This window comes from Algoriphagus sp. AK58, from assembly GCF_014324365.1.
Taxonomy (GTDB): domain Bacteria; phylum Bacteroidota; class Bacteroidia; order Cytophagales; family Cyclobacteriaceae; genus Algoriphagus.
Genome location: NZ_QEIG01000014.1, coordinates 254,481 through 279,827, shown reverse-complemented (window position 1 = coordinate 279,827; position 25,347 = coordinate 254,481). Strand labels below are relative to the sequence as shown.

The window sequence follows — 25,347 nt, the reverse complement described above, 5'->3', positions numbered from 1 at the left end:
TACACTCAAATCCCGGAAATGGAAACTCGGATTTCTCAACCCTTTTTAATCATTTGCACTAAGACAAGTATTTATAATCCATTGATTTATTGATGTTTACATAGGTTTATCATGTGGTCTAAATTTATTTTTAGCCTAATCTAAATATTAAAACACAGCTATTTTTGGGTTTTCCACACTTCTTTTAGCGTCTATTAAATTTATTTTTAGATATATCTAATTTAATTTTTACATTTGGCTTATTATTTTGAGCTACCTATGGAATTGACTGTTGCGGAAGAGAATTACCTGAAAGCGATCTACCACCTCTCCGATGGAGGAAAAAAAAGCGTGTCCACCAATGACATTGCGGCTGAAATCAACACCAAGCCTGCCTCCGTCAGCGATATGCTGCGCAAGCTTGGAGAAAAAGAAGTGATCGAATACCGTAAGTATTACGGACTGCAGATCACCGAAACGGGGAAACGTTATGCCCTACAGACCATCCGGAAACACCGACTTTGGGAAGTTTTTTTGGTTGAAAAACTCAACTTTGCCTGGGATGAGGTACATGAGGTAGCCGAACAACTTGAGCACATCCAATCTCCCCTTCTGATACAGCGCCTCGATGCTTACCTCAACTTTCCGAAATTTGATCCGCATGGAGACCCCATTCCGGATGAATTTGGGGATGTAAGATCTAGACCAAGAGTACAGCTCAATGAGATGGATGTGGACCAAACTGGACAAATTGTGGCGGTTAAGGACAGTTCTGCTGCATTTCTCCGCTATTTGGATAAAGTGGGCGCCTACATTGGGGCAAGGATAAAAGTGCTGGACAAAGTGGAATTTGATGGATCCCTCGAAATTCTGGTGGATCAAAAGAAGACCTTGTTTATGTCCAAAGATGTCGCTAGCAATATTCTGGTACTTCAGTCATGAGTAGATTTTTGACAGTTTACTTAGTCTCTATGCTTCTCCTCTTCGGAGCTTGTAAACCTGCTTACGAAACTCAAAGAGAAAAACCATTAATTGTTGCCACCACCAGCATTCTAGCAGATGGAATTCAAAATCTCGTGGGTGATAAGGCAGAGGTAATTGCGCTCATGCCAGCCGGAGTGGATCCTCATTTATACAAAGCCTCCGTTAGGGATCTCGACCTGTTGACCAATGCAGATCTCGTCGTGTACCATGGATTGTACTTGGAAGGCAAAATGACGGAGATATTCGAGAAATTGACCTTAACTCAATCCATCATAGATGTTTCACAAGGGGTACCCCAAGATCAATTGATTCGCTCGGGTCCCGAGGCACACAGTGTCGATCCGCATATCTGGTTTGATATTAACCTTTGGTCAAAAGCCTTGAAGCATGCCAGCGAAGAACTTGTCAAATGGAAGCCTGAATGGAAGTCAAGCATTGAATTGAATTCAACCACTTACTTCAAAAAACTGGAAACGCTTGAACAAGAGGCTAGAACCAAAGTCAATGAATTGAGGTCAAAAAATCAGGTATTGGTCACTGCCCATGATGCCTTCGCCTATTTTGGAAAAGCCTATGGTCTCGAAGTCTATTCACTACAAGGGCTCTCCACACTCAGCGAACCCGGACTCCGGGATTTGACCGAGTTGATTCAGATCATTCAAGAGCATCAAGTCAAAGCCATTTTCGCCGAACAGACCATTTCTCCCAAAGCCTTGAAAGCTGTTGCTAACGGAGCTGCTGAAAAAAACCAAAGCGTACAGTTAGCCGGCCCGCTTTATACCGACAGCCTAGATGCTCCGGAAACCCCGGCTGGTACGTATCTCGGGATGTTTGCCACCAACCTCAACATCATATACCAAAACTTATTGCCATGATCTCCCAAGTAGAAAATCCTGTGTTGGAAATCCATGACCTTACGGTCAGCTACGATCAAAACCCGGTACTTTGGAATGTGGACTTGAGCCTTCCTTCCGGCAAGCTTGTGGGTATCCTCGGTCCCAACGGTGCAGGAAAATCCACCCTGATCAAATCCATCATGGGGTTGATTCCTCCCACTTCGGGCTATGTTCGGATTTTTGACAAACCCCTAAATGATGTACGCGCACGAATCAGCTATGTGCCACAGCGTGAATCGGTGGACTGGAATTTTCCTGCTTCGGTGCTGGATGTGGTCATGATGGGGACCTATGGGAAATTGGGTCTTTTCCGTAGGCCTGGAAAAAAAGAAAAGAACCTCGCCATGCAGTGTCTTGAACAGGTAGGGATGACAGGATTTGTTGAGAGGCAGATATCCGAATTGTCAGGAGGTCAACAGCAGCGGGTATTTATCGCGCGGGCTTTGGCCCAGCAGGCTGATTTGTACCTCATGGACGAACCGTTTGCGGGTGTTGATATGGCGACGGAAACTGCCATTTTTCAATTATTGAAAGAAATGGCTGACTCCGGAAAAACTGTTCTAGTCGTGCACCATGACATCCACTCTGCGATGAACTTCTTTGATTGGGTGATCATGCTCAATTTGCACTTGGTTGCTTCTGGACCAAAAGAGTTGGTGATAACAGAGGATTTGCTTCGCAAAACCTACGGAGGCAAACTCAACCTCCTCACCAAGGTCACTGACCTGATTCGAAACAAAGACTTTAACCCGCTCAAAAGCTAGTATGGAAGACTTTGTCTATTTCTTCACCTTTCAAGATCCTTCGATCACGTGGGTTGTTTTGGGCATTACCCTTTTGGGAATCGGTTCTGCTTACGTGGGCACCTTTTCTTTTTTGGATAAAAAAGCGCTTTTGGGTGATGCCATTTCCCACGCGGTATTGCCAGGAATCTGTTTGGGGTTCATTTTGGCGGGAGAAAAGAACCCCGTCTACATTGTTACTGGCGCGTTTCTTTCTGGAGCATTAGCCACGTTTCTGAGTTCTTGGCTGAAAAAAAACACCAAGCTGAGCGAAGACACCATCATCGCCACGATTCTATCTGTCTTTTTCGGTATCGGCATCGTAATGTTGACCGCACTGCAAAAGTCAGGCAATCCTGAGATCGCCGGCCTGAACTCCTTCATTTTTGGCAATGCCATCGGCATCTCCGAGACCGATCTGATGATCTATGGAGGATTGTCCCTGACCATTATTATTGTATTGACACTTTTTCTAAAGGAATTTCGGCTGATGGTCTTTGATCCGGGATATGGAAAAGCGATCGGTTTTCCGATGGAAGCGATCCGTTTTCTCTTCAATGTCCTGATGATTCTTGCGGTGGTGATCGGCATTCAGGCGATAGGCGTAGTCTTGATGGCCGCCCTTCTGATCACTCCCGGTGCTGCTGCGAGATTCTGGACCGACAGACTCAACCCGCTCTTAATTTTGGCAGCCTCCTTTTCGATCATCTCTGGGATATTGGGCACCTACATTTCCTTCGTGATTCCTCAGATGCCCACCGGTCCCTGGGTGGTGGTTTTTCTTTCCCTGATTGCCTTGCTTTCCTTTATGTTTTCTCCGAAAAGCGGGATCATTTTCCGATACTTTTCCAGAAAAAAATACCTGAGAAAAACGCATAAAGACCATTTGATGAAGGCGCTCTACAAAGCAAGGGAAGAAAACAAAGAAGGCCTAACCATAGAGGAAATCTATGAGCTCTACCCCTATCAAAAAGTGCAAATTGACCAATCAATCAAAGATTTATTACAGGAAGGTTTTATTACTAAAAATCAAACACTTGTAAATCTTACTTCTCAAGGAACTTCGGATGCCATGCGTATCGTTCGTCTGCATCGATTGTGGGAACTCTACCTCAATGAGTCCATGAATATTGCTCCCGATCACGTCCATGAATCTGCCGAACAAATGGAACATTTGCTCACTCCGGAACTCGAAGCCATGCTCGAGAAGCGGCTCAACTTTCCTACCCTTGATCCCCATCAGGAAACTATCCCCCGAGAAAACCATGACCTTTGACAGCAACGCATTTTTGATCATTTTCACGGGAGCACTTATCGCGATCTCCTGCGGGTTCTTAGGCGTCTTTATGATGCTGCGCAAAATGTCTATGACAGGTGATGCTATTTCCCATGCGGTGTTGCCTGGAATCGTGATTGGATTTTTCGTGTCGGGAAGTCAACGAAGCCTTGAGGTCATCATGGGAGCCGGATTGCTGGGGATTTTGGCCACGTTGATGATTGAGGGCTTGCGCAAAAAGGCCAAAGTTCAGCTCGATGCCTCTATCGGGATCACTTTTACCCTGCTTTTCGCAATCGGCATTATTCTGATCAATCTGTTTGCTTACAAGGTTGATCTGGATCAGGAATGTGTATTGTACGGAGAGATTGCTTACCTCCCAATTGATCTTTGGATTACCAAAAGTGGATTGACCATGGGGCCAAGAATCACTTGGTTGGCAGGGTTGAATTTTCTGTTTGTATCCGGATTTATCTACCTGTTATTTAAAGAGTTGATCCTGACTAGCTTCGATGAAAGCTTTAGCTCTGTGATTGGCATCAACGCCAAAGGAATCAACCTTGCCCTGATGAGTATGGTATCTTACACCACCGTCAGCAGTTTTGAGTCTGTTGGGGCTATTTTGGTGGTGGCACTTTTGGTGGTTCCACCAGCCACTGCTTTCCTTTGGACCAAGAGCCTGATTCCACTTCTAAAACTTACCTCAGTACTTGGCATTTTAATTGCCATTTTGGGTTATTATCTTGCTTATTGGTTAGATAGTTCGATTGCAGGTATGATGGTTACCGTTGCCGGAGTCTTCTTTTTCGTGAGTGCTTTGATTAAAGGAAAGAGACCAAGTTGGCTGCAAGGAACTTACAAGGCTGCCAAGCCGTTTGGTATTTGAATGATAAGAAAAATGAAATACACCTTACTTCTAGTTTTCAGTTTGCTTTTGAGTCTTTCCTTAAAAGCTCAGGATCAGATTCAGTGGATGAAGTTTGAGGAGGCCATTGCAGCCAATACCAAACAACCCAAAATGATCTTGGTTGATGTCTATACGGATTGGTGTGGTTGGTGTAAAAAAATGGACAAAGAGACTTTTACGAATCCTAAAGTTATCGCACATCTCAAGCAAAACTTTTATGCGGTAAAACTGAATGCAGAAAACACCCAGCGAAAGTTTGAATTTATGGGTAAAACCTACAGCGAAGCGGATATGGCCGCCGCCATGCGGGTTCGCTCCTATCCCAATTTTGTGGTCATTGAACCCGGACTTCAAAATATTGCCCAACTTCCCGGTTACCGACCTGCTGATGCCTTTTTGGAAGGTTTGAACGAACTGGTAGAAAAAGCTTTCCGAGTAAAACCATGAGTTTTTCCCTCGCAGAGCGCGAAGATACCATCATCGCCCTAGCCACTCCTCAGGGAGTAGGAGCCATTGCCGTCATTCGTCTTTCCGGAAAAGATGCCATTAGACTAACTAATGAGGTTTTTTTTGGAAAAAATCTTGAAAACCAACCTTCCCATACCATTCATTTTGGCACCATACGGGATGGAGAAAAGATCATCGATGAGGTATTGGTATCCATTTTCAAGGCGCCTCGCTCCTTTACGAAAGAAAATGTCGTCGAAATCTCCACGCACGGTTCCTCTTACATCATCAATCAAGTGCTCAAGCTCTTTGTACGCAAAGGTGTCCGACTAGCCAAGCCAGGAGAATTTACTCAACGTGCCTTTTTAAATGGACAATTTGATCTCGCCCAAGCAGAGGCCGTGGCTGATTTGATCCATGCCGACTCAGAAACCAGCCACCAAGCCGCGCTCAATCAGATGCGTGGGGGTTTTTCCTCTGAAATCCAAGAATTGCGAAATCAACTGATCCACTTTGCCTCGATGATCGAGTTGGAACTCGACTTTGTAGAAGAAGACGTGGAGTTTGCCAGTCGGGACGACTTGAGGAGGTTGGTGGAACGGATTCTCAGGATCGTGGAGGAACTGATATTGAGTTTTGATTTGGGCAATGTGATCAAAAACGGGGTTCCCACCGTGATAGCCGGCAAGCCCAATGCCGGAAAATCCACCCTGCTCAATGCCCTACTCAACGAGGAAAAAGCTATCGTCTCCGATATCGCTGGAACCACCCGTGATTTTATCGAAGATGAAATCAGCATCGGGGGAGTCATCTTCCGATTTATCGATACGGCCGGTTTGCGGGAAACAACCGACACCATCGAGGCCATAGGCGTAAGTCGGACCCAAGAGAAAATGAAGACCGCTTCCCTGATTCTGTACCTCTTTGACCTGAGCGATACCGACCTGGTAGAGATCAACAGGGATATCAACAAACTGGAAAATCTGGGCGTACCTTTTCTGAAAGTAGCGAATAAAACAGATAAGGCTAAAGATAATATTATCAGTGAGTTAAAATCTCAACATCCCGATACGATTTTTATTTCTGCTGGGAAAAAAGAAAACCTTGAAGGCCTCAAAGCACGCATCCTCGAACTAGTTAATCTAGATAAATTCCGCACTGGAAACACCATCGTGACCAATGTTCGCCACTACGACAGCCTGACTAAAACCCGGGAGTCTCTGCTTGATGTACTCACCGGATTGGACAGTCAAGTGACCAACGATTTCCTTGCCATGGATATCCGACGTGCCTTGCACTATCTTGGAGAGATTACCGGGCAAGTGACCACGGATGATTTGCTGGCGAATATTTTTAGTAAGTTTTGTATCGGGAAGTGATGACACTCAATCTGTCTAATTTTGTTTGAATTTGGCCTCTAAGAGGCCTTTTTTATTTAATCTGTTTGATTATAATTGAGCAAAATTTGTTGCCAACTTGTTGCCAGCCTCACATAAATTTGTTGCCAAATCTAATTCGGCGAAATTATGTCGGTTCCTGACGTATCCTGACATACTATGGCGGAAGCTGGCGTTTCTTGACAGATCAGTTTATCATGACTACTAACCTGAGAATAAATAAGAATTGTCAGTTCTGTGGTGAGGTCTTTGTTGCCAAGACTTTAACCACCAAGTACTGTTCGCATAAGTGTAATTCCAGGCACTATAAAGTCCTTGCAAGGGAAAAAAAAATCGCCCAGCATTTAGGCAAAGAGACTGAAAAGAAATCCTCGGAAAATGGAGCTAATGCTTTCCTATCCATGAGAGATAAGGAGTATTTGAGCATAACTGAAGCGGCAGCATTGATTGGCGTCAGTAAGCGCACCATTGAAAGATTGATATCAGCAGAAAAGCTTCAGGTTGTCAGACTGAATCGCCGAGTCATTATTTCAAAAAAGAACATCGATATTTTATTACAACTATGAAGGTCACGTTACGCGAAAGAAAGAAAGGCAAAAAAATTGTCCTCTACCTGGATTATTACCAAAAGGGATTCCGGCAGATCGAGTATTTGGATTTGCACCTAATTCCTGAACCTGAAAAAGGAAAGTTGTCACGGTTGGAAATAGAAAGAAACAAGGAAGTCAGACGAATTGCGGAGCAAATCTGCCACCAAAAGAATATTGACTTCAATTCAGGAAAGTTTTCTCTTGCCGATGTTAAAAAGCAAAAGACACTTGTAATCCCCTTTTTTGAAAAACTTAAAGAAGAACGAGGTACCAGCATCGGAAACAGTGGAAATTGGAGAAGTTTACTAAAACACCTGAAGGACTATTCACACCCGGGTATAACCTTCGAAGACATTACTAAAGAATATGTGGATGGTTTCAAGAACTACCTGGCTAAAGCAAAAAAAAGAAACCAAACCCCGCTTGCACAAAACTCAAGAATAGCATACTTCGGAAAATTCTTGGCAGGATTGAAGGAAGCCGAGAACCGTGGATTTTTGATAAAGAATCCTGGAACTTCAGCCGAAAACTTCAAAGTAATGGAAACAGAGAGGTCGTATCTCACGCTTGAAGAAGTGGAAAAGCTGGTTACCACTGAATGCGAAATGCCAATTTTAAAATCAGCATTTTTGTTTTCCTGCCTTACCGGGTTGCGATTCGGGGATTTGCAAAAATTACAATGGGAAGACTTTATTGAATCTGATTCAATGGGAACGATTTTAAGGTTTAGACAATCCAAAACCAAGTCATTTGAGAACCTCCCAGTTTCAGATCAAGCCATGTCCATACTCGGAGAAAAGAAGGAAAAAGGAAGTGTCTTCCCTTTCTTACACTACAGCGCATGGAATAATTTAAAACTTGAACAGTGGTTTATGAAGGCCGGGATCACGAGAAAGGTAACCTTCCACTCTGCGCGTCATACCCATGCGGTGTTACAACTCAAGGCCGGAACAGACATTTACACGGTAAGCAAGCTGCTCGGGCATAGATCACTAAAAACCACACAGATTTATGCCAAGGTCATGGATCGAACGAAAATGGATGCGGTGAACCGAATTGATATTAAAAGTCTAAATACTAAAAAGAAAAACAGTAATGGTTGATTTTGAGGAGTTAACAAAACCATTAAAGAGACTTAAGATAAAGAGTCATCAATTAAAAGGGGCTGCACATGAAATTAGAAAAGAGTTCTTTTCTGTTGCTGGTCTTTACCATTCTGATCTCGTATTCGAATTTATCGACTGTGTAGTATCCTCAATGCGAAGAGAATTTATTTCTTCTTTTAGCGGAGATAAAGAATCCAAAAATTCTGTTGATGAGATTAAGCAGGCTATTTCTACTGAATATCGAGAAACACTTGAGAAGATTAAGACTTTGCTTAATCAAATGAACCACAATCAAGTGATGTCGTCAAATCCTTTTGACATAGCATTACTCGGAGAAGAAGATATGAGTAGTATAGGAGTTGCCCCCAACCTTTTAAACAAGGAAAATTTTGTGTTTGATCTTGGTCAAATCTTTTCCCGGATCGAAAGTTTGGTGGAAGAAAAATTTGAGTTTGGGCTATTGGAACGTGAAATTCTTTTCGGGCTTAACCTAGAAGGCGCAATTCAATTTCCATATGATGAAAACCATTTTTTAAAGCCAAAAGCACTTCCCTTTCTTAAAGCAGTTTTTTCAATCCTTTTATCAAAAAATCAAGTCAATTGTTCTTACGAAGAATTCGAAAAGCTTTTTTCAGAGTCTGAGGATTTAATAACCCCTATCTTCTTCAAGCAGCCGGTGGTATTAAGAGGAATCATCAAGGAATTTAAGAAGCATGATTTTTTCAATGTAGATACTGCAGAAGCTATAAGGAATATGAAAGGAAGAATCATCTTTGATCATTGCGACCAAGATGAATCAAACAAAAAAATTGATGGCATTGCTTCCAATTGGACAAAAGTCACTGACAACCCAATTGTGGTATCGATTGGCACCCTCTTGAAAAAACATTTCTGAGAAACGTTTTTCTATATTTTTAGTATTTACTATTACCTATAGTAAAAATATTTATTGACAGATAAATAGTATATTTTATAAGTTTGTCCCAGAAATCTTAACCAAATTTTCATGGACAACAACTTAAAAACAACTATTGAAACTTCTGACCTCCTCGACATCGAGGCAGCCTCTAAACTTTTGGGGTATAAGACCGGGTCAATGTACCAATTGATTAGCAAGCGGCTTATTCCACATTACAAAATTCCCGGGATACGCAGGGTCTACTTTAGCCGAACTGAATTGGAGGAATGGATCAAAAATCCCGCCCACCGAGTGACAACAATACAAGAACTGTCTATCCTGGCTTTAAACCGTTCTTTAAATTAACAGATTCCCTATGTTTCATCACACAGGACCATGGCCAATATCCATGAGATCGGCCATGAAACGAACCGGGCTCCCACTTAAGGAGCGAAAAGTCTTTAAGTTTTTACGCGAAATCGGCGCTTTTGACGAGCAAAACATGCCCTCAGATGAACTCTTGGAAAAATCATACTTGTCGTATGATCAAGAAAATTACAGAAGGTACAAATGGGCAACAATTCCAAGGATTTCCTCCGAAGATGGCTACAACTGGTTTTACAATCTGATGAAGGAAAATCTGAGTAAGGTCAGCTAGGCATTAGAATCCGTAAGTTTATAGAGGGCTGGACCCAGCAATGGGGGTCAGACACAAACTACTTGACAACTCCGTCGGCATGGCGACCTCACCATCTCTTTTGAGGCGGTGACCATGCAAATCTAACAATCCATAGAGGGCTGGACTCAGCAATGGGGGTCAGACACAAACTACTTGGCAATTTTTAAGATGGGGTAGAATTCAGGGCTACTTCATCTTAGTCCCTGAAAAATCTTCAAATATTCACTCACAAAAAAACAAACATTATGAAAAACTATAAAATGCTGTTATCGCATGACAAGGAATTTTTCATATTTCAATCAAAAGATCTGAATAAGAATATTTTTTTGTTTACTGATTTACATCTAGAATCTATTGCTTGGGCAATCTTGGTTAATTCAGAACTTTTATGTGAGTTAGATTTAGAAACAGTGTTAGATCACTTCAAAAATTCACCATTGGATCAGAGTTTTCTTGATGGTTGGAAGTTTGAGTATAAATGCCTGCAGGATGATTTTGCGATTAAAACCAAATTCAAACTTCCAATTGATCTTCCTAAATCTGAACATATGTGTGAGGACTTCTGGCGACGTCTATTTGAATTAAATGAACCCATTTATGTTGCATCTGCAATAAGTTCAGCTTGGGGACTAGAAGGTTGGAGTGATGTATTCCAAAAGCTTAGTAAATATTGGATAAGAAAAGGCCAAACACCTTTTTTTTACATAGTTCCTTTGGATGTGGCTGATATTCCATGGGGTGCATTGCCAAACGAAATACATTCAAGAGATCTAAAATTATATACCATGAAGAGTGATTTCATTGATTTAACCTATCTCTCAACGCTCTTTAAAAAGCAACCAGAAAAAATTTCAAAAATCACTAATTTATTAAAAATCAACTTGATTGCTGTATGATTACAATAGTAGAAAAGCACCGAGACCTAATCCAATTACTACCAAAAAATTTGGATAAACGGACTGTAACAAATTCACCAATAGAAACCGAAAGTGGAAAAATCCACATTGAAGGAATTTCATACATCGAAAATTTGGCAGACTGCATGACTAAGGATGGCGGCAAACTATTTTTGAAGACCTTTGAATTTGAAAATAGCATTGACAGTAATGTGTTATGTAAAGATGGCCACAACAGTCCAAATGAACTTAAAATTATAGTGAACAATGAAAGTTCAAATGAGTCGGAAAAAGCACGATTCCTTTCATACATTGATCAAAACCGTAGATTTGACTTTCAGTCAATACTTAAAAATCAAGGTGAAGAATCAGCCAAGAGGGACATTGTCTGGCTATTATTGAAATTTCCGAGGTACCTTCCCGAAGAAATTATTGGCTGGTATATACCAGATTTTGATCTGGAAGATCCTGATTTTGATAAAGTACTACTCATCCGTCTTGAAAAATAGATTAAAAGTCCTCCCGATTTGGGAGGACTTTTTTTACAATTTACCCTCATCCGCAAAGCTGTAGTAGCCATTGTCCGCTGACATAATCATGTGGTCCAGTAGCTCCAAATCGACCAATTTACAAGCTTCTTTTACTCTTCGGGTCAATCGAAGATCCTGGTCTGAGGGTTCTACCCTGCCAGACGGATGGTTATGTGCCAGAATGACCCCTGAAGCCAGGGACTTCAGTCCCATAGAAAGAATCAGTTTTGTATCAGCCACTACCGCAGAAACACCACCTTGAAAGGCTTTGTAGTAACCTATCACGACGTTTGCACGATTTAGATACAGAATAACAAACTCCTCACGAGCCTCCATCAGGTCAGGATCGAAAACTTGTGAGAGAATCTGGTACACGTCTTTGCTGGATCGGATAGGGTCGTACTTTTTGTACTCCCCTGTTCTGTTATAGCTGAGCTTTAGTTCGTATAGAAAATTTTTCATGACTTGTTCAATTAAAAAACCCACCGCTTTGGAACGGTGGGCTCTTGATTTAACTTAAATACCAGAAATCAGATTGGGGATTATCCAGTGCTTGCCTGATCTGATCTGTAAACTCGAAGCAATTCACTCCACGTTCGAGATACTTATCGATATAAGACTGCTTGTTCGCCCCGGTAAACAGGTTGAAAAACCTCCACAAATCAATAGTGCCTGAATCGTTCCTGGAGAAGTTGGGGTCATGGTAGAAGTACTCAGCAATCCTGGAAATCTGAGTATCGTTGATCAGCAGTTCCGGAATCTCATTCTTGAGAGTCTTGGGGAGAAACTGGTACATCCTACTCCGACCGATGATCTGAGCAAATTGTCGCTCTTCCAATTCGTAAGCTGTCAAGGTTGAAAGATTTCTCATATACCTGATCACATCAAATCCCGAGATCAATTCCATCACTTTTTCGAACAGCTCCTCTACTGTTCGAACCTTCAGATCCAGCTTTACTCCGTCGGTGGATACACAAAGATTAGTACACACTACGTTCTTGAAGCCGATGAAAATCTTAAAGTGTTCCAGGCTACCCTTGGTTGCATTGAGGTTGTCCAGATGATAGGCTTTGACACCTCCCAGCGTTAGCTCAAGTAAGTTGCCGGAAATCTCATCCCTGATACCGGGGATAGTGATCATAAAAGCCATGCGTTCGAAGTAAATGGTCTTCTCATTTGGCAGCAGATCCTGGGCCTTCTTGTGCCTTGCTTCATAGACTCTCCCTTTCACAGGATGTGATACCCTGATGTCCGGAATAGGAAAATTAGCCAGGCCGAAATAGTCCTTTGCTGCAACACCGACTGCCTCCACAAAATCACAGTGTGAAATGGTCGGTTCGTTGTCTTTGAGGAATACAGGAATCACATGGCGATCTCGCATTTCATCAAAGCTCACGACTTCAGTGTTGGCTTCAATAAACGAAGAACCCGTTCTCACAGGAGTAACGGGCTCAATTATGGTCGGGGTAAGTAGCTGATTAACGCTTAGCAGTTCCATTTTGTCTGAAGGTTTGATGGTTTAACAACTCGTTTTTCTTAGCTACGAATTCTTCCCGGTAAAGCTCCTGCAGGTCGGGATTCCCGTTGAAGAGTTTTCTCAACTCGTCCAAGTTCTTGCAGGCGTGGATCGCATCGATAAACTGAAGCCCTTTTTCGAAGTCGTCAATCAGCGATTTTGACCCATTACCATTCTCAGAAGCGTGATTGTCAACGCACCAAGCTTTGATCTGTTCTCCAGTTTTCTGATCGATCGTGAATTCCGGCTTGTCCACAAACAGACCAGTTCGATCTTTCGAGGCGGTCGCTTGATGCTTGATGTTGACATCAAACACCACCGTAAAGTCGTATTCCAGACCGTCTCGTTGAACCCCTTTCAGGCCAACCTTCTCAGGAACCATCTTCCCGTTCTTGTCTGTGATCACATAATCCTGCTTGGATCTGACAGTAGCAATCACATGAGCAGAAGAGGACAGGATTTTGTTGATCAGAGCATTGTGCCGAGGGGTGATCTTTGCCCAGTTGGTGAAGCTGTTACCCGGCATGTTCGACTGGATATCCAGCAGCGTCTCCCACTCGTGAGAAATGCTGTCGATAATGATTGCCTCCATACCGGCATTCTCGCAGATCTGGATGGCCTCCACGTACTTCTCAGGTGTGTGTGGTGTGCCAATGGCAATCACATTGTACGGTCCAAGATGCGCATACAGGTCAGCGCTTTGGTTTTCGGTGTCAATGACGGCAATCTTGGACCAGTTGCCGATAAGACCATGAGCAAGCAGTAGTGAGGAGTATGTTTTTCCTGACCCGCTTGGACCCTGCAACGCAACTCGTATGCGTGCTTGGGAACGTTTTGATACACGTAAATCCAGCATGTTTAAATAGTTTAAGTTTAACACTGGATTTCGGTGTGGGTAGGAATCCGGGTAGGGAAAGGGTAACAGTAAGACCCGGGGGGTAGATCCAAATCTAAAGGTAAGGGGGGATGGTTCGAAGGGTGGTCCCTACATTCGCACACATAAACTTTTGCTATTTAATTTATAGCCAACTGTAAAAGTTTATATGGCTGATGCAGATGAAAAACTGGCCGATGTGCATATCTGCGTTCACTCCCTTTCACGAAAATCGAATAAATGTCGGACTGTATACCCAGGAGGAACCTGTTTCCTAAGTTCGATTTGGCAACCAATCTGATCTAGATCAGAGTCTTGAAACAGAGATTTTACTACCCTTCTCTCCTCTCGGATCTGTTTCAGTTTTTCCATTTTGGATTTGTCAACCAAAAAGGGACGATACTTCGGATTGTTTTGAACTTGTGCCCAAACTGAAGCAGTCATTACCTCCTCCCCGTTCCACTTCGGAATTTCGTTTTCAAACAGTCTAAAGTATTTGTAATCCGATGATTCAATAGGCTTTTTCTTGCGAGCTTTCTCTTTCAGCAATGCTATCTCCAAATCAATAGCCTTATTCAGATCCATAAAGAGATTTGCAGGAGAAAGCTTCTTTATTTTTGTTGAAGGACGTATTCCAACCTGATTTTCCAATTCATCTTTGATCAGCTTGTCCAGTTCCTCCACATCAGGCTCTTTTACCAAGTAGGCATCATGGATGGTGTAAACAGGTGAATCGGGATGTTTTGATGCGAATTTTTTCGCAATCACATCCAGCATAAAATAAGCCTCTAGTTTCTGAAGAATTATAGCCAATCGATTTTTCTTGGTCCTTTTGATTTGATCCATTACCTGTACGATCATTGGAAAAGCTTTCTTGAACACCTGATATACTGGCAATCTTTTCTTTTCATTTTCAAATTGTTCAAACAGGAGAAACATGAATGCTTTCTTTGTTCTTTCACGATTGGAAAAATGTGGCAGCTTTGTATCCGATTCTTCATCAAGAAGGCTCCCAAGATTTATATAGAAATCCTGACTGTCTGCTAGGAATAAATCCCTGAATTTTGCGATTTCTGAATCAAGCCGGACAAAATCCAAATTTGAAAAAGTGGACAGGATATGGTCTGTTTTTGGTAAAGGGTATATGGTAGAGATTAAAGAGAGAGAGTTTGAAGTTAATAGAGTAGAATTAGTGGAATTATTTTGAACTTTTTCGATTTCTTGAAGCAGGGAAAGAAAGAAAAAAGGCTGACTTGAACTAAGGTCAATCTCAAATAAGCTTGAATCCTCAATCTTCAAAAAGAACCTACCAGTCTTGATCATTTGCGTCAATGCTGTGTTAAACCTCTGGTTCGAAGAACTTCGATTGGATCTTTCTATCAAAGACTTATAATTTTGAAAATCCCCAGTCAATTCAAGAAATCGAACGTTCAATAAGCTTTTTAGTTTATCTTGAAATTCTTTTTTTTTCTTTCCTACATAGGAGGTTTTAACCTTAGGAATTTCAAAGTGAAGTCTGTTATAGAAAAACTGAACAAAAAAATCCAAAGCTTCATAATCTACCTTAAGCAGATCTGGGTTAAGCCATTTTTTTAGAAAAGGTAAATCATTGGAGTTTGCTTTTTGGGTTTTCAAACTCCCATAGTTTGAATTTTTATTATAAGAAGGCCTGTCTATTTCAACAAGAAGCCAGTCACCAAAAGTTGTTTGAATTTTATAAACTCTGGACTTTTCTAATTCCCGATTGTAGTTTTTTATCCTTAAAATCACACCCAGCTCCTGTAGAAGATTCAAAGCCTTGTCAGCTGTTTTACTACCGATTTGATCACGGAGAATCGTCATTGTAATCGGTACTCCCCCACCCGTTTTCTCAAAGATATCTTGGCCTTTCGGGGTCTTGGGATACTGATAAAAATGATCCAGAATGTAAGCACAACCAAACTTTACGTTCCTTTTCACATCTGGCCTTGGGATGTCTCTTACAAGGGAGTCAAGGTCAATGGTATCCGGTATGAAAAACTGTTGCATCCTAACTTTTAAATTGAATGCAAATTTTAAACCCAGAAGAATTAAATCAAAAAAGTTTGAATCGGAATTGAGAATGCGTTTCCCAAGTCCCAATATTTCAATCAGTTGGAAAGAAAAAAGAAATATGGATCCCTACGCTGATAATCCTGAATCTCGTTGATGGATTTGACTGATTTGTAGGATTCCTCAAAAATGGATCGCACTAATCTGGAAGTGAAAAAAAGATCCAAATCTCGCTCATAGAGTCCTAGTTTGGGTCTTTTGATGATTCCCGCTTCAATAAACATCGGGATAACACTGTCTAAGGCAACTTCAGTTGCTCGATTACCGCCATAAATGTTCGAAAGAGATTTCTTGATCGTTTCTCTATTGACAACATCCTGGACAGATAGGAACTTGCCTAACAACTGGAAAGCATCAAACGAGAATGGAAATGCACAGTTTAACAAAGCGATCAATACAAGGTTCCTGTCACTCTTTTTTCTCAAGGCAATTTTCAATTCTTCCTTATGATCAAGCAAGAATCCGGATAGTGGTGACCTTACGATTATTTTTCCTACAATCCGTAATGACTTTTTTATTCTGTTTTCCCCATTAAATTCCAAGCGCAGCTGCTGAATGATGTAATCCTCGCTGTATTCTCCTTCTAGAAATGACATGAGGCCAACAGAAAGAGTCTCTAAAGGAATCCGTTGGTTGATATCGATCGATTTTTCCCTCATCCTCTTATTTCAATAAATGGTATCAAAACCTCCAGAAAATGAGCTCCCCCGTGAGTAACCAAAACTTCGCGGGTTGAGAAGCTTAGCTCATCCTTGAAATAAATGCCTTGTTCATCAAAAACCACTGAATCTTTCAATTCCGGATTATTGGCTTGGAATTCCTTGGCCAACCATTCTTCTGAATATTCCAAATGCCTTTCACTTCGGCTTCCAGATTTGTTTGTTCCAAGTTTCTCCCTGCCTTTAAGCCCTCTCCATCCCTTTGATTGAATATTCCCGTGGTCTGATGTAAGGAATATTTTAAACCCGTTCATTTCCAACTCCTGGATGACTTCTTCTATTTTGCTTCTTTCGATCCAGTTTTTGGTAAGAACAAGGAGATCCTGATAATCCGAGGAGCTGTGCATTTTGTCATCCAAATCTTTAAAAACGACTGCCAACTTGGTAATTGAATCCAAATTGGAAAAATCAAGCTTTTCATGTTGATAAGAAATTTGAAACTCGCTGATTCCCTTTTCTTTCCAGAAAGCTTTCCACAGCTTTTCCTCATTCACCGGACCTTGCTTGTAGGTAGTAACAGGATTGCCTCCACGAAAAATCGCCTGCCTGGACAATTGGGTGATCGATGGAATCCATGAAAATATAACCTCCTCTGATTTACTCGGAGAAAGCTTTGAACTCAACAGCTCATATTGCCAAAATGCCATTCCATCAATGACTATCAAGGCAATTTTATGCTCGAGAAAGTTAAAACTGAGGTAATCAAGAATTTTGGAAACGATCTTGGGCTTTTTTATCGCACTGGAATTTTTTGTCTGAGCATAGTCCGATTCAAGGTACTTTTGGAAATACTCATTTACCCGGAAAATCTGCACCTTAAGTTCATCCATCTCAGGCTTCCCTACAGCATTCACTATGGCCTTGGAAATAAGGCTGCTCAATGAAAGCCAATTGATTCGTTCTTCTTTCAGCAGCTTATCAACATCTTGAATGAAAGCATCTAGGTCAATGGATTCCTTCCTGACTTCTATCTCCTGTTGAAACTGAAAAATCCTGTTTTTTGTCTCTTGCCGGTTAAGGCTGACCAACTGTGGATGTTTGAAGCATTCGTCCAAAAGTGGTATTTCTGATTGGATCACTGATGGTATGTGGTAACCTTTTAGGTATTTGGCTAGACTAAATTCAATAACCTCGGAGTTAAGCTTGATATCATCCAAGTAAGTCGAGTTGTCCTGGGAAAGAAAAAAGATTAGCTCACCTGGCTCTCTCATTTCAAATCGAACCCTTTGTTCTAGTAGAGTCCCTGAATGAACATCAATGCCAAAAGTGTGGAGGGCAGAGATCACATCCTTCCTATAAAGAAACTGATCATTGTTCTCTATCAAAAAGACTTTTGAATTTCTGGTTTTAAAGTCTTCAGCGATATGTTGGATGAGGCCTTTAGCCATTAATTCGAATCGTTAGGAGCTGCTTTAGTCCAGGAATAATTTTGCGGTTGGATTGGTATTCCTTCAACCAATTTTCCATGTCATTTTCAAGCCTTTTCAACTTGGACTGGCGAATATTATCAATCCCGATTTTTTCAATTCTTGATTTCTGGAAATTGAACGAATTGGCTTTGTTTTCTTTTTTGACAGACATTTTTGCCGATAGCTCAGCTTCAATATTTTCAAATGCCAAGAACAATAAATCATTCAAATCTTCAAGCTGAGATCCGCACTTTTTATCGTATTCCGACTCAGCTTTTTTTAGCTTTAGCTCACCACTGATCAATCGAGACCAAATGTCATTTGCATAGGCAGAATATTGTTTCCCGTTGTCTGCCAGGAAAAAGCTCTGGAAGACTGTTTTGCTCTCGATTTTGTTAAGCGCACTTATTTCCCAAAGGCTCCATATACCTGGTGTTTCTTCACCTGTACTCGATCTGAAAGTCGGAATGAAGCTTGATTCATCAACAGCCGGGAGATTATTCATCAATTTTTTCACCCAATCATGCTGAAGAGTCAAATGTTCCACATCAGGATTATTCAAGGCAATCTCAGGATCGAACGTCAATTTCTTCTTTTCCTTACCAAGCGAAATCTCTGAAAAACCCAGAAGATTTTTGGTCAACGTACCCTGATGACTCAAAGTGTATTCCTGAATCAATGATTCAAGCCAAAAAGGAAGTGGACTGAACTTAATTTCCGATGCTTTTTTTGGATCGATGTCTTTTTCCTCGACTTGAGGCAAGATGCCTTCAGTGCTTTTATAAGATTTGAGCTTCCCCTTGATCTCATTGAGCCATTTGTCTCCGGCAAATTCAAATTTGGATGGATCCAATAAACTCTGAAGATAGAGTGTGTTTATTTTATCCTGATCCAGAGTCGAATCCAGCACATCTGAAGTTTTATCTATGCCGAGTTGTTCCAGGATGTAGCTTAGTTTCTCCTGAATGACTTGATAAACTCTGCTGTCAACAGAATTATCTGTGAGCATATTGAATGCACGGACCTTCTTTTTCTGCCCGATACGGTCTACCCTGCCAATACGCTGCTCGATCATCATCGGGTTCCATGGCAGGTCATAGTTGAATACTATATGGCTAAACTGCATGTTCAAAGATTCTCCGGCAGCATCGGTAGCAATCAAAACTTGGCAGTCCTTTTTGAATTTCGATAGGTTGATTTTCCGCTCATCAATATCCTGACTTCCGTTAATTATGGTAACCCTAAGTCCCTCCAACTCCAAAATCTTCTTTAGCATCATTTGGGTGGTTCGGAATTCGGTGAAAACCAAAACTTTTAAATCCGGGTCATTGTATTCCTGCTGAAGTTGGCGATACTTTACCAAGAAAGCTTCCGCTTTTGCATCCCGCTCTCTTTGGATACATTTTTTGGCCTTATCGATCAAATCTTTTAGATAAGCTTCTTCATCCTGAAGAAAACCAACAGTAAGATCTGCATAAACTGAATCTAAGTCAAAAGTAGTTTCGCCTTCCTCCAAGATCTTATCCATATCCAAAGCGTAGCTCTCTACTTCATCGTCTTCTCCCGATTGCAATCTCAGCAGCCTGCCTTCCATCGCCGAAAGAATGGCAGCGGTAGAACTGCTGACCAATCGCTGAAAAAGTATCATAATGAGTCCCTTGGCCGAATTCCTTGTTTTTCTGGCCGTATTGAAGCCTTTCCTAACGTAATTGGTCACAGCTTCATACAGTTCACGTTGTAGCGCATGTTTCTTGTAATCCAGGATCACATCGAATCTGGCAGTCTCTCGCTCGTTGAATAGCTTGTTACCTTCATAATCCAGAGCCAAACGTTTTTCAGTACGAATCACATAGGGTTCCAATTCCTTTATTTCTGGCAGCCCCTCCCCTGTGAATGCATCAGGGTCCAGCAATTGCAGGATTCTTCTGAAATGATCAGATTTACCCCTGTGGGGCGTTGCTGAAAGCAGGATGACATTGGGCACAGTATCACAAAGCCCCTGAGCTAATTGGTACCTAGATACGTTTGGATTTGCCCCACCCATTTTATGAACTTCATCTATGATGATCAGGTCAAAATTGGCTCTGAGGACTGCCTCCATCCTGAATTTATTGTACTCCTCCACTTTTTCCCTCTTCCAGCCCTGACGGTAGGAAATTGGCTTTAGCGCGTCTGTGGATACTATGATTTGATTATGCTGCTCCCAAAAATTAAACTCCTGATCCGCGTTGATATTGGAAAAAGTCCTCGCAAGGGAATTGATCAATTCTGAATCATAGATGTGGAATATCTCATTGAAATGCTCCTTCAATTCAGATTGCCACTGCATCATAGCAGACTTGGGAACAATGACCAATATCCGGGCTACCTCACCTCGAAGTTTGAGCTCCTTTAGGATCAAGCCAGCTTCAATGGTTTTTCCCATTCCCACCTCATCGGCCAATAGAAAGCGGTTTTGTAGAGATTGCATGACTTTCTCCAACACCAAGACTTGATGAGGAAGTGGAATCAGACTGCTTTCATACGGAGCAAGAATTGCCTTCTTAGCGACTTCATCTTTGATCTTGGCAGCTATGGCCACAAATCGGATAAAATGCAGGTCATAGGACTTAATCTCTTCTCCAAGCTCATCTAATGGAACCTTCTTAAACTCATTGGATTCCAAAATCCTAATCCAAGCCACCTCTTGGTCAAAAATCTTTTTTGTTCCGATTAGCTCACAGGCTTTCCCTTGGTAAATCATTTACTCGGCCTTTGCATCAGAAATTCCTTTTCTTACTCTGCTGGGAAGGACAAATAGAAATTCAGCTAAAGCCAACACAAAATCAAGCACTCGTTTTGCATCATCCATTGTTGGCAAAGCTACACTTTCATCTGCATGCCTTTGATCATTGGCTTCCAATCTGATTTCGTGAGCCCAGGTTTCCATTTCCGGAGTAATCAGATGGTTTTCTGCGGCCTTCTTTATTCGTGGATACAGTTTTCCTTCCCTCAAGCCTTTTTGTTTAAGCATTTCATCCAAAGCGCTACAGGCAACCATGATGGAAGCGGATGGCGCATGGATAGTTTCCATAGCCTGACTTAAAAATGACAATGCTTTTTCAGGAATAGAGCCATCTAATCCCTTGAATGATGGGAAAATTTCAAAAAACCCATTTTGGTGTGAAGGATTTGAGGAAACGGTTAACACTCCTCCACACGAAGTGCAATAAAAAATTGACCATGTCCGAGAATTCCGTTGAGCCTTATCAGACGTTTTAAATTGGCTTTGTAAACTCATGTTTGGATGAGCTATACTACAATGGGGACATCTCTTTATAGTAAGAGATTGCCCAATTTTTATTGCTTCCATAGTAATCTAGTTTGTATACTATCAATTTTCTTAATTCCCTTCCACAAATCCTTCAAATCACTTTGTGACCTTATCAAACTTTTAGTCGGATGTGCAACTCTTTTTCGAGTTTCATTTAAAACCCCAAGTCCAGATTCAAAATCACTTTTGGTAAGTCCAATTTTCGCGTACAATCGGAAATGAATCACCAATTCACACAACTGCCTGAGATAAAGGTATTCCAAAAGTGAAGCATCAGCACCACTTTCTTTATCTTCAAGAAATCTCGACAAAACTTCTGAAAAATACCCTCGTGGATCGTTTTCACTAAGACTAATTTCCTGAACCTTGGTATAAATGTCTGTCTCAGTCAAATTTTGCTGTATAAATTCAGAAAGGCCTTTCTCTAAACTCAGAATTTTCTTGTAAAGCCAAAAATAAAAATGCTTGTCGTTGAAATTTGCTATAGTCAAGAGACCGACTATCTCTGTATGATTACTCAAAAAAAAGAAGTTCCTTCCCTTTTCGACCATCAACCGGACAACATCTCGAACATGCGTCAAATAGTAGATGACATCACTTAGATGATCAATTTTTACTAATTCCAGCCCTTCTAAAGAGATCTTTCCCCATTTTGATGAAGACACAAAGTGAGTGGTCTTACCAGATCTATCCAATGAAGGGAGAATATCGAAGCCACTGGAATACATTTCTGTAAAGACTCCTTCTCTGTTTTGCGAAAATTCTTTGTTGGTAGTCCCTCTCCACTCTACAGAACTAACCCCGAGAACAGCAGCCGTTAAGTCATCGCGATCAGGATATCTAAAGTGCAAAAGTTCTTCCATTATGATTAAAAAATTATTTTTCGTATAAATCTCTTATTTCAACAATTTCAAATTGATCTCCAACCCATATTGATGCAACATTAATAAAATATACTTCTCCTAAATGATTAATAAAAACCTTTCCATTATACAGTTTCAAACCATCATTTTCTTCAATCTCATAGACATAATCCCGAAATTCAATATTTTTCCAAATTATTTCATGCGCAACTCCAGTTTCTGTCAAATAATCAAAATTTCTAATAATCTCTTCCTCAAATTCATCCTTTAACAAACTCGATAATCTATTTCTACCTTTTTCACTAGTAATTAATTCATTATTTTTAGCAAGTGACCTTATCTGCTCCAAGGATATAAATTCATTAATATATTCTTGAATTTGTATATGATTCAATTTTTTTAATAAATTAAAAGTTTTCTTACCAACATCTTCAGGATCCTTCATTTTACTCTCGCCACATGACAACAACATCAAAAAAACAATAAACAAAAACTGATATTTCATTGACTTACCCATAAATCTATTTCACTAAAATGTTTTTATAACAGAATTAAAATCTCTTACACCCTCGAACTCGCGATATCATAAAACTGCAACAGCACTTCGTCTTCCATCAGGAGGTTATTGGGGATGCGGTCGCCTACCTGGACGATGGTCTGAAAGTCCTTGTCTTGGTAGCACTGCTTAAATCCTGCACGTAAGGCTTCTACCCGGGCTTCTTTGATCTTGGTCTTAGGCTTGTAAGCCTCTGTTTTGATCAAATCAAATTGCTTGAGCAGTCGCTTGGTACGGAGTTTTTCCAGGTCTGCTTCATTTTCCGGATCTGGGAGATACCACTGCCCTTTCTCATTTTTCAGGAAGTTTTCTTCCAGAATGGTACGCATCTCTGGCAGGCTGTCTCCTTTCCGCATATTACCTGCTACTTCCTTCATCCACAGCGGATGGAGGTCTTGTTCGGTCTTTGAAGCTTTTTCCAGTAGATTTCTCAACCAATAGATGGCATCTTGCTCATTTCCCACAAAGATGCTCATCTGGATAAAATTAGGAACCTCGGCTTTTTTACGGTCATACTCCTGCACCTGCTCGTGAGTGAAGAACATCCCATCCCGCTCAATAAACCGCTCTCGCAAACCCTGCTGGAACTTCCCGGCATCAATAGGTACGGGAAGTCCACGCTGCACATAAAAGGCAATCAACCGGTCAAAGAGAATCTTTGGGCTTCGTTCAATAATGGTTGTAGTAGAATTACCAGAGGCCATGTGAATTGGTAAGTGATCTAAATGCTCTGTGACAAATTCCCAAAAACCCAAAGCTGAATTTTTATGCTGAATGAATTCATTTTCGAATTCAATAGAAGGCTTATAGCAACTTATTACTAAATCTTGTTTAACTGCTGTTGGAGTAGTTACAGCTTTAAAACTTCCTTGTTGTTTATCCAATCCAGCAACATTTGCTATTACAAAACCAGCTCTTTGTATTGCAGTCTGAATTCCATTCCATACCGCTGCACTTGTATTACTAAATTCAACGGTCATCCATTTTCCCGGCTTTAGCACCCTGAACATTTCTTTAAAGCAATCAGTCATAATTGCCTGATAGTCAAAAATTGTTTTTTTCTGAGTCTTATTTTCTATGGCCTCTTCTTTAATATTAGTTTTCACTTTTAGCCATGATTCCCATAAAAAATTCAGCTCAGAGTACATTATATTTGACCCAAACGGCGGATCAGTAAAAATATAATCAATACAACTGTCGTTCAACTGTAGATTTGATGCAGATTGAATGCCTATTAGATTGTTTTCCTTTATTGAATTAAAAACTTTATATAGATTTTTAATTTTCTTTTCGAAAGCGTAATAAGGTGAAACTTCAGCTAGTTGCGACCCAATATAAAGTGTTCCTGATAAGTTTCTATTATTTTGTGAATAGTGAGTTGGTGAGTAACGATTTAATAATGAAAGTCCTATAACCCACTGTTCGAATAGAAACCAAAGCTTTGATTTTAAGGGATCACCTTCACAATAACTATACAAGGTACTTAATAGTATCAGGCTTCTTTTATTGTAAAAATGATGAGTGTGAGTAAATCCATCATCATCATTTCTTCTTGATTCATCACCATCGGGCAATCTATAGGTCGGAAACCAAAAATCAATTTGGATGTCAGAGATTTTATTCAATAGTAAGAAATCATCTTTATCTGGTTTTTTTTCGAATCTTTTCTCATTTACTGTATAATTTATCAGGACCGGCACTTTTTTAGATTGAAGAATTACTTGATCTAAAATTCTATCATAAATACTTACTTTCGCCTTTTCTAAGTTTCGCTTTTTATGAATTGCATTGCATTTTGGACATTTGAATTCTTCCAATAATTTACCTGTTTCTTTATCTGTTGCTTCTTCAAAAAAAACGATTTCTTCCCCACAGTAAGAACATAAAAATACATCGCTCCACACTGTGAAGTTTATTTTCCCCTTAGTCCCATCACTATGATTTGTAACATACATCCAACCCAATTCCAAATCAATTTTACTCAATATCTTCTCAATCGTGGCTTGATATTCATTCAAGTTAATTTTACTGTTGTAATTGTAAGATATAAAAGATGCTGCCGGTGATAATTCTCCAAGAATAGCATGTCTTCTTCCCCAATTAGGGTTTGAAATTGAACTGGTTTTAAAATCTTTTTCGATTTGATATTTAACTTCATCCGTTGGATTTTGACATTGCGAGGACGCCACACCTGTCATCCCTGTCCCAGCAAACCCATCAAATACAATATCTCCGGGCTGGGTGTAGTGTAATATATACCGCATAATAGCAGGGTGAGGCACTTTGGTATGATAGCTATGGGCATTATAAAAGGGGTTGTTTTTACCCTCACTCACATCTGCAGCATAAGGTTCTGCGACTTCAAAATCCGCTTTTCTTAGCCCCTTCTTTTCCAGTTCCTTCTTTTCGGATTCCCATTCAGCAATAAAGTCATTGAGCCAAGGATTGGGACAGGCTGTGTAGTAAGGCGGATCGCTTAGATTCAGGATATCTTCATCTTCCCCGATGGGAAAACCTTCCATCTTCTTAAGTTCGGGGAGTTTCTTACGCAGTTCCTCACGGAAATAGGCTCTTCGCTCCTCCTCTGAGGGGAATTCCTTTCCGAGTACGATGATTTTATCCTGTCCTTGGCTGTTCAT

Annotated in this window: 25 protein-coding genes; 14 read left to right on the top strand and 11 right to left on the bottom strand. The window is 40.8% G+C overall.

Features of this window, described 5'->3' with window-relative positions:
* Positions 1–258 precede the first annotated feature (258 nt).
* From DDT91_RS14390 to DDT91_RS14325, 14 genes are all read left to right on the top strand, one after another.
* Positions 259–921 (top strand): metal-dependent transcriptional regulator, encoded by a 663-nt coding sequence (locus DDT91_RS14390; protein ID WP_187176892.1) that lies wholly within the window; start codon positions 259–261, stop codon positions 919–921.
* On the top strand, positions 918–1,838 hold the full coding sequence (locus DDT91_RS14385; protein WP_187176891.1) for a metal ABC transporter solute-binding protein, Zn/Mn family: 921 nt from the start codon (positions 918–920) through the stop codon (positions 1,836–1,838). The genes DDT91_RS14390 and DDT91_RS14385 overlap by 4 nt, the downstream gene beginning before the upstream one ends.
* On the top strand, positions 1,835–2,623 hold the full coding sequence (locus tag DDT91_RS14380) for a metal ABC transporter ATP-binding protein (RefSeq protein WP_187176890.1): 789 nt from the start codon (positions 1,835–1,837) through the stop codon (positions 2,621–2,623). The genes DDT91_RS14385 and DDT91_RS14380 overlap by 4 nt, the downstream gene beginning before the upstream one ends.
* A 1-nt stretch (position 2,624) precedes the next feature.
* The gene (locus DDT91_RS14375) at positions 2,625–3,917 is read left to right on the top strand and encodes an iron chelate uptake ABC transporter family permease subunit (protein WP_187176889.1); all 1,293 of its coding nucleotides are present in this window, start codon (positions 2,625–2,627) and stop codon (positions 3,915–3,917) included.
* Entirely contained in the window at positions 3,907–4,803 is an 897-nt protein-coding gene (locus tag DDT91_RS14370) for a metal ABC transporter permease (RefSeq protein ID WP_187176888.1), read from the top strand. Before DDT91_RS14375 ends, DDT91_RS14370 begins: the two co-directional genes overlap by 11 nt.
* 12 nt (positions 4,804–4,815) lie before the next feature.
* Positions 4,816–5,271: a thioredoxin fold domain-containing protein gene (locus DDT91_RS14365; protein ID WP_187176887.1), complete on the top strand. Its 456-nt coding sequence runs from the start codon at positions 4,816–4,818 to the stop codon at positions 5,269–5,271.
* The gene (gene mnmE, locus DDT91_RS14360; protein ID WP_187176886.1) at positions 5,268–6,650 is read left to right on the top strand and encodes a tRNA uridine-5-carboxymethylaminomethyl(34) synthesis GTPase MnmE; all 1,383 of its coding nucleotides are present in this window, start codon (positions 5,268–5,270) and stop codon (positions 6,648–6,650) included. Before DDT91_RS14365 ends, mnmE begins: the two co-directional genes overlap by 4 nt.
* Before the next feature lie 215 nt (positions 6,651–6,865).
* A complete protein-coding gene (locus DDT91_RS14355; RefSeq protein ID WP_187176885.1) occupies positions 6,866–7,234 on the top strand; it encodes a helix-turn-helix domain-containing protein in 369 nt (122 codons plus the stop codon).
* Complete coding sequence (locus DDT91_RS14350) at positions 7,231–8,361, top strand: site-specific integrase (RefSeq protein ID WP_187176884.1); 1,131 nt, start codon at positions 7,231–7,233, stop codon at positions 8,359–8,361. The genes DDT91_RS14355 and DDT91_RS14350 overlap by 4 nt, the downstream gene beginning before the upstream one ends.
* A complete protein-coding gene (locus tag DDT91_RS14345; protein ID WP_187176883.1) occupies positions 8,354–9,259 on the top strand; it encodes a hypothetical protein in 906 nt (301 codons plus the stop codon). Before DDT91_RS14350 ends, DDT91_RS14345 begins: the two co-directional genes overlap by 8 nt.
* A gap of 111 nt (positions 9,260–9,370) precedes the next feature.
* A complete protein-coding gene (locus DDT91_RS20835) occupies positions 9,371–9,628 on the top strand; it encodes a helix-turn-helix domain-containing protein (RefSeq protein WP_187176882.1) in 258 nt (85 codons plus the stop codon).
* Between the two features lie 55 nt (positions 9,629–9,683).
* On the top strand, positions 9,684–9,920 hold the full coding sequence (locus tag DDT91_RS14335) for a hypothetical protein (RefSeq protein ID WP_187176881.1): 237 nt from the start codon (positions 9,684–9,686) through the stop codon (positions 9,918–9,920).
* Between the two features lie 266 nt (positions 9,921–10,186).
* On the top strand, positions 10,187–10,837 hold the full coding sequence (locus tag DDT91_RS14330) for a hypothetical protein (RefSeq protein WP_187176880.1): 651 nt from the start codon (positions 10,187–10,189) through the stop codon (positions 10,835–10,837).
* Positions 10,834–11,346 (top strand): hypothetical protein, encoded by a 513-nt coding sequence (locus DDT91_RS14325; RefSeq protein ID WP_187176879.1) that lies wholly within the window; start codon positions 10,834–10,836, stop codon positions 11,344–11,346. The genes DDT91_RS14330 and DDT91_RS14325 overlap by 4 nt, the downstream gene beginning before the upstream one ends.
* A gap of 33 nt (positions 11,347–11,379) precedes the next feature.
* Here the strand turns inward: DDT91_RS14325 and DDT91_RS14320 are convergent, their stop codons facing one another.
* From DDT91_RS14320 to DDT91_RS14270, 11 genes are all read right to left on the bottom strand, one after another.
* On the bottom strand, positions 11,380–11,829 hold the full coding sequence (locus DDT91_RS14320; protein WP_187176878.1) for a RadC family protein: 450 nt from the start codon (positions 11,827–11,829) through the stop codon (positions 11,380–11,382).
* A gap of 49 nt (positions 11,830–11,878) precedes the next feature.
* The gene (locus tag DDT91_RS14315; protein WP_187176877.1) at positions 11,879–12,865 is read right to left on the bottom strand and encodes a DUF3871 family protein; all 987 of its coding nucleotides are present in this window, start codon (positions 12,863–12,865) and stop codon (positions 11,879–11,881) included.
* Entirely contained in the window at positions 12,846–13,688 is an 843-nt protein-coding gene (locus DDT91_RS14310; protein WP_255502121.1) for an AAA family ATPase, read from the bottom strand. Before DDT91_RS14310 ends, DDT91_RS14315 begins: the two co-directional genes overlap by 20 nt.
* A 282-nt stretch (positions 13,689–13,970) precedes the next feature.
* Positions 13,971–14,696 carry a hypothetical protein gene (locus DDT91_RS14305; RefSeq protein WP_187176875.1) on the bottom strand — a complete coding sequence of 242 codons (726 nt, stop codon included), beginning with the start codon at positions 14,694–14,696 and terminating at the stop codon, positions 13,971–13,973.
* 1,190 nt (positions 14,697–15,886) lie between these two features.
* Entirely contained in the window at positions 15,887–16,507 is a 621-nt protein-coding gene (locus DDT91_RS14300) for a hypothetical protein (protein WP_187176874.1), read from the bottom strand.
* On the bottom strand, positions 16,504–17,955 hold the full coding sequence (locus DDT91_RS14295) for a PglZ domain-containing protein (protein ID WP_187176873.1): 1,452 nt from the start codon (positions 17,953–17,955) through the stop codon (positions 16,504–16,506). The genes DDT91_RS14300 and DDT91_RS14295 overlap by 4 nt, the downstream gene beginning before the upstream one ends.
* On the bottom strand, positions 17,948–20,719 hold the full coding sequence (locus tag DDT91_RS14290; RefSeq protein WP_187176872.1) for a DEAD/DEAH box helicase: 2,772 nt from the start codon (positions 20,717–20,719) through the stop codon (positions 17,948–17,950). The genes DDT91_RS14295 and DDT91_RS14290 overlap by 8 nt, the downstream gene beginning before the upstream one ends.
* A complete protein-coding gene (locus DDT91_RS14285; protein WP_222718650.1) occupies positions 20,720–21,328 on the bottom strand; it encodes a DUF4145 domain-containing protein in 609 nt (202 codons plus the stop codon).
* Positions 21,316–22,152, bottom strand: a complete 837-nt coding sequence (locus DDT91_RS14280; protein ID WP_187176871.1) for a hypothetical protein — start codon at positions 22,150–22,152, stop codon at positions 21,316–21,318. Before DDT91_RS14280 ends, DDT91_RS14285 begins: the two co-directional genes overlap by 13 nt.
* Positions 22,153–22,165: 13 nt before the next feature.
* Positions 22,166–22,669: a hypothetical protein gene (locus DDT91_RS14275; protein ID WP_187176870.1), complete on the bottom strand. Its 504-nt coding sequence runs from the start codon at positions 22,667–22,669 to the stop codon at positions 22,166–22,168.
* Between the two features lie 44 nt (positions 22,670–22,713).
* A complete protein-coding gene (locus tag DDT91_RS14270) occupies positions 22,714–25,347 on the bottom strand; it encodes a DNA methyltransferase (RefSeq protein ID WP_187176869.1) in 2,634 nt (877 codons plus the stop codon).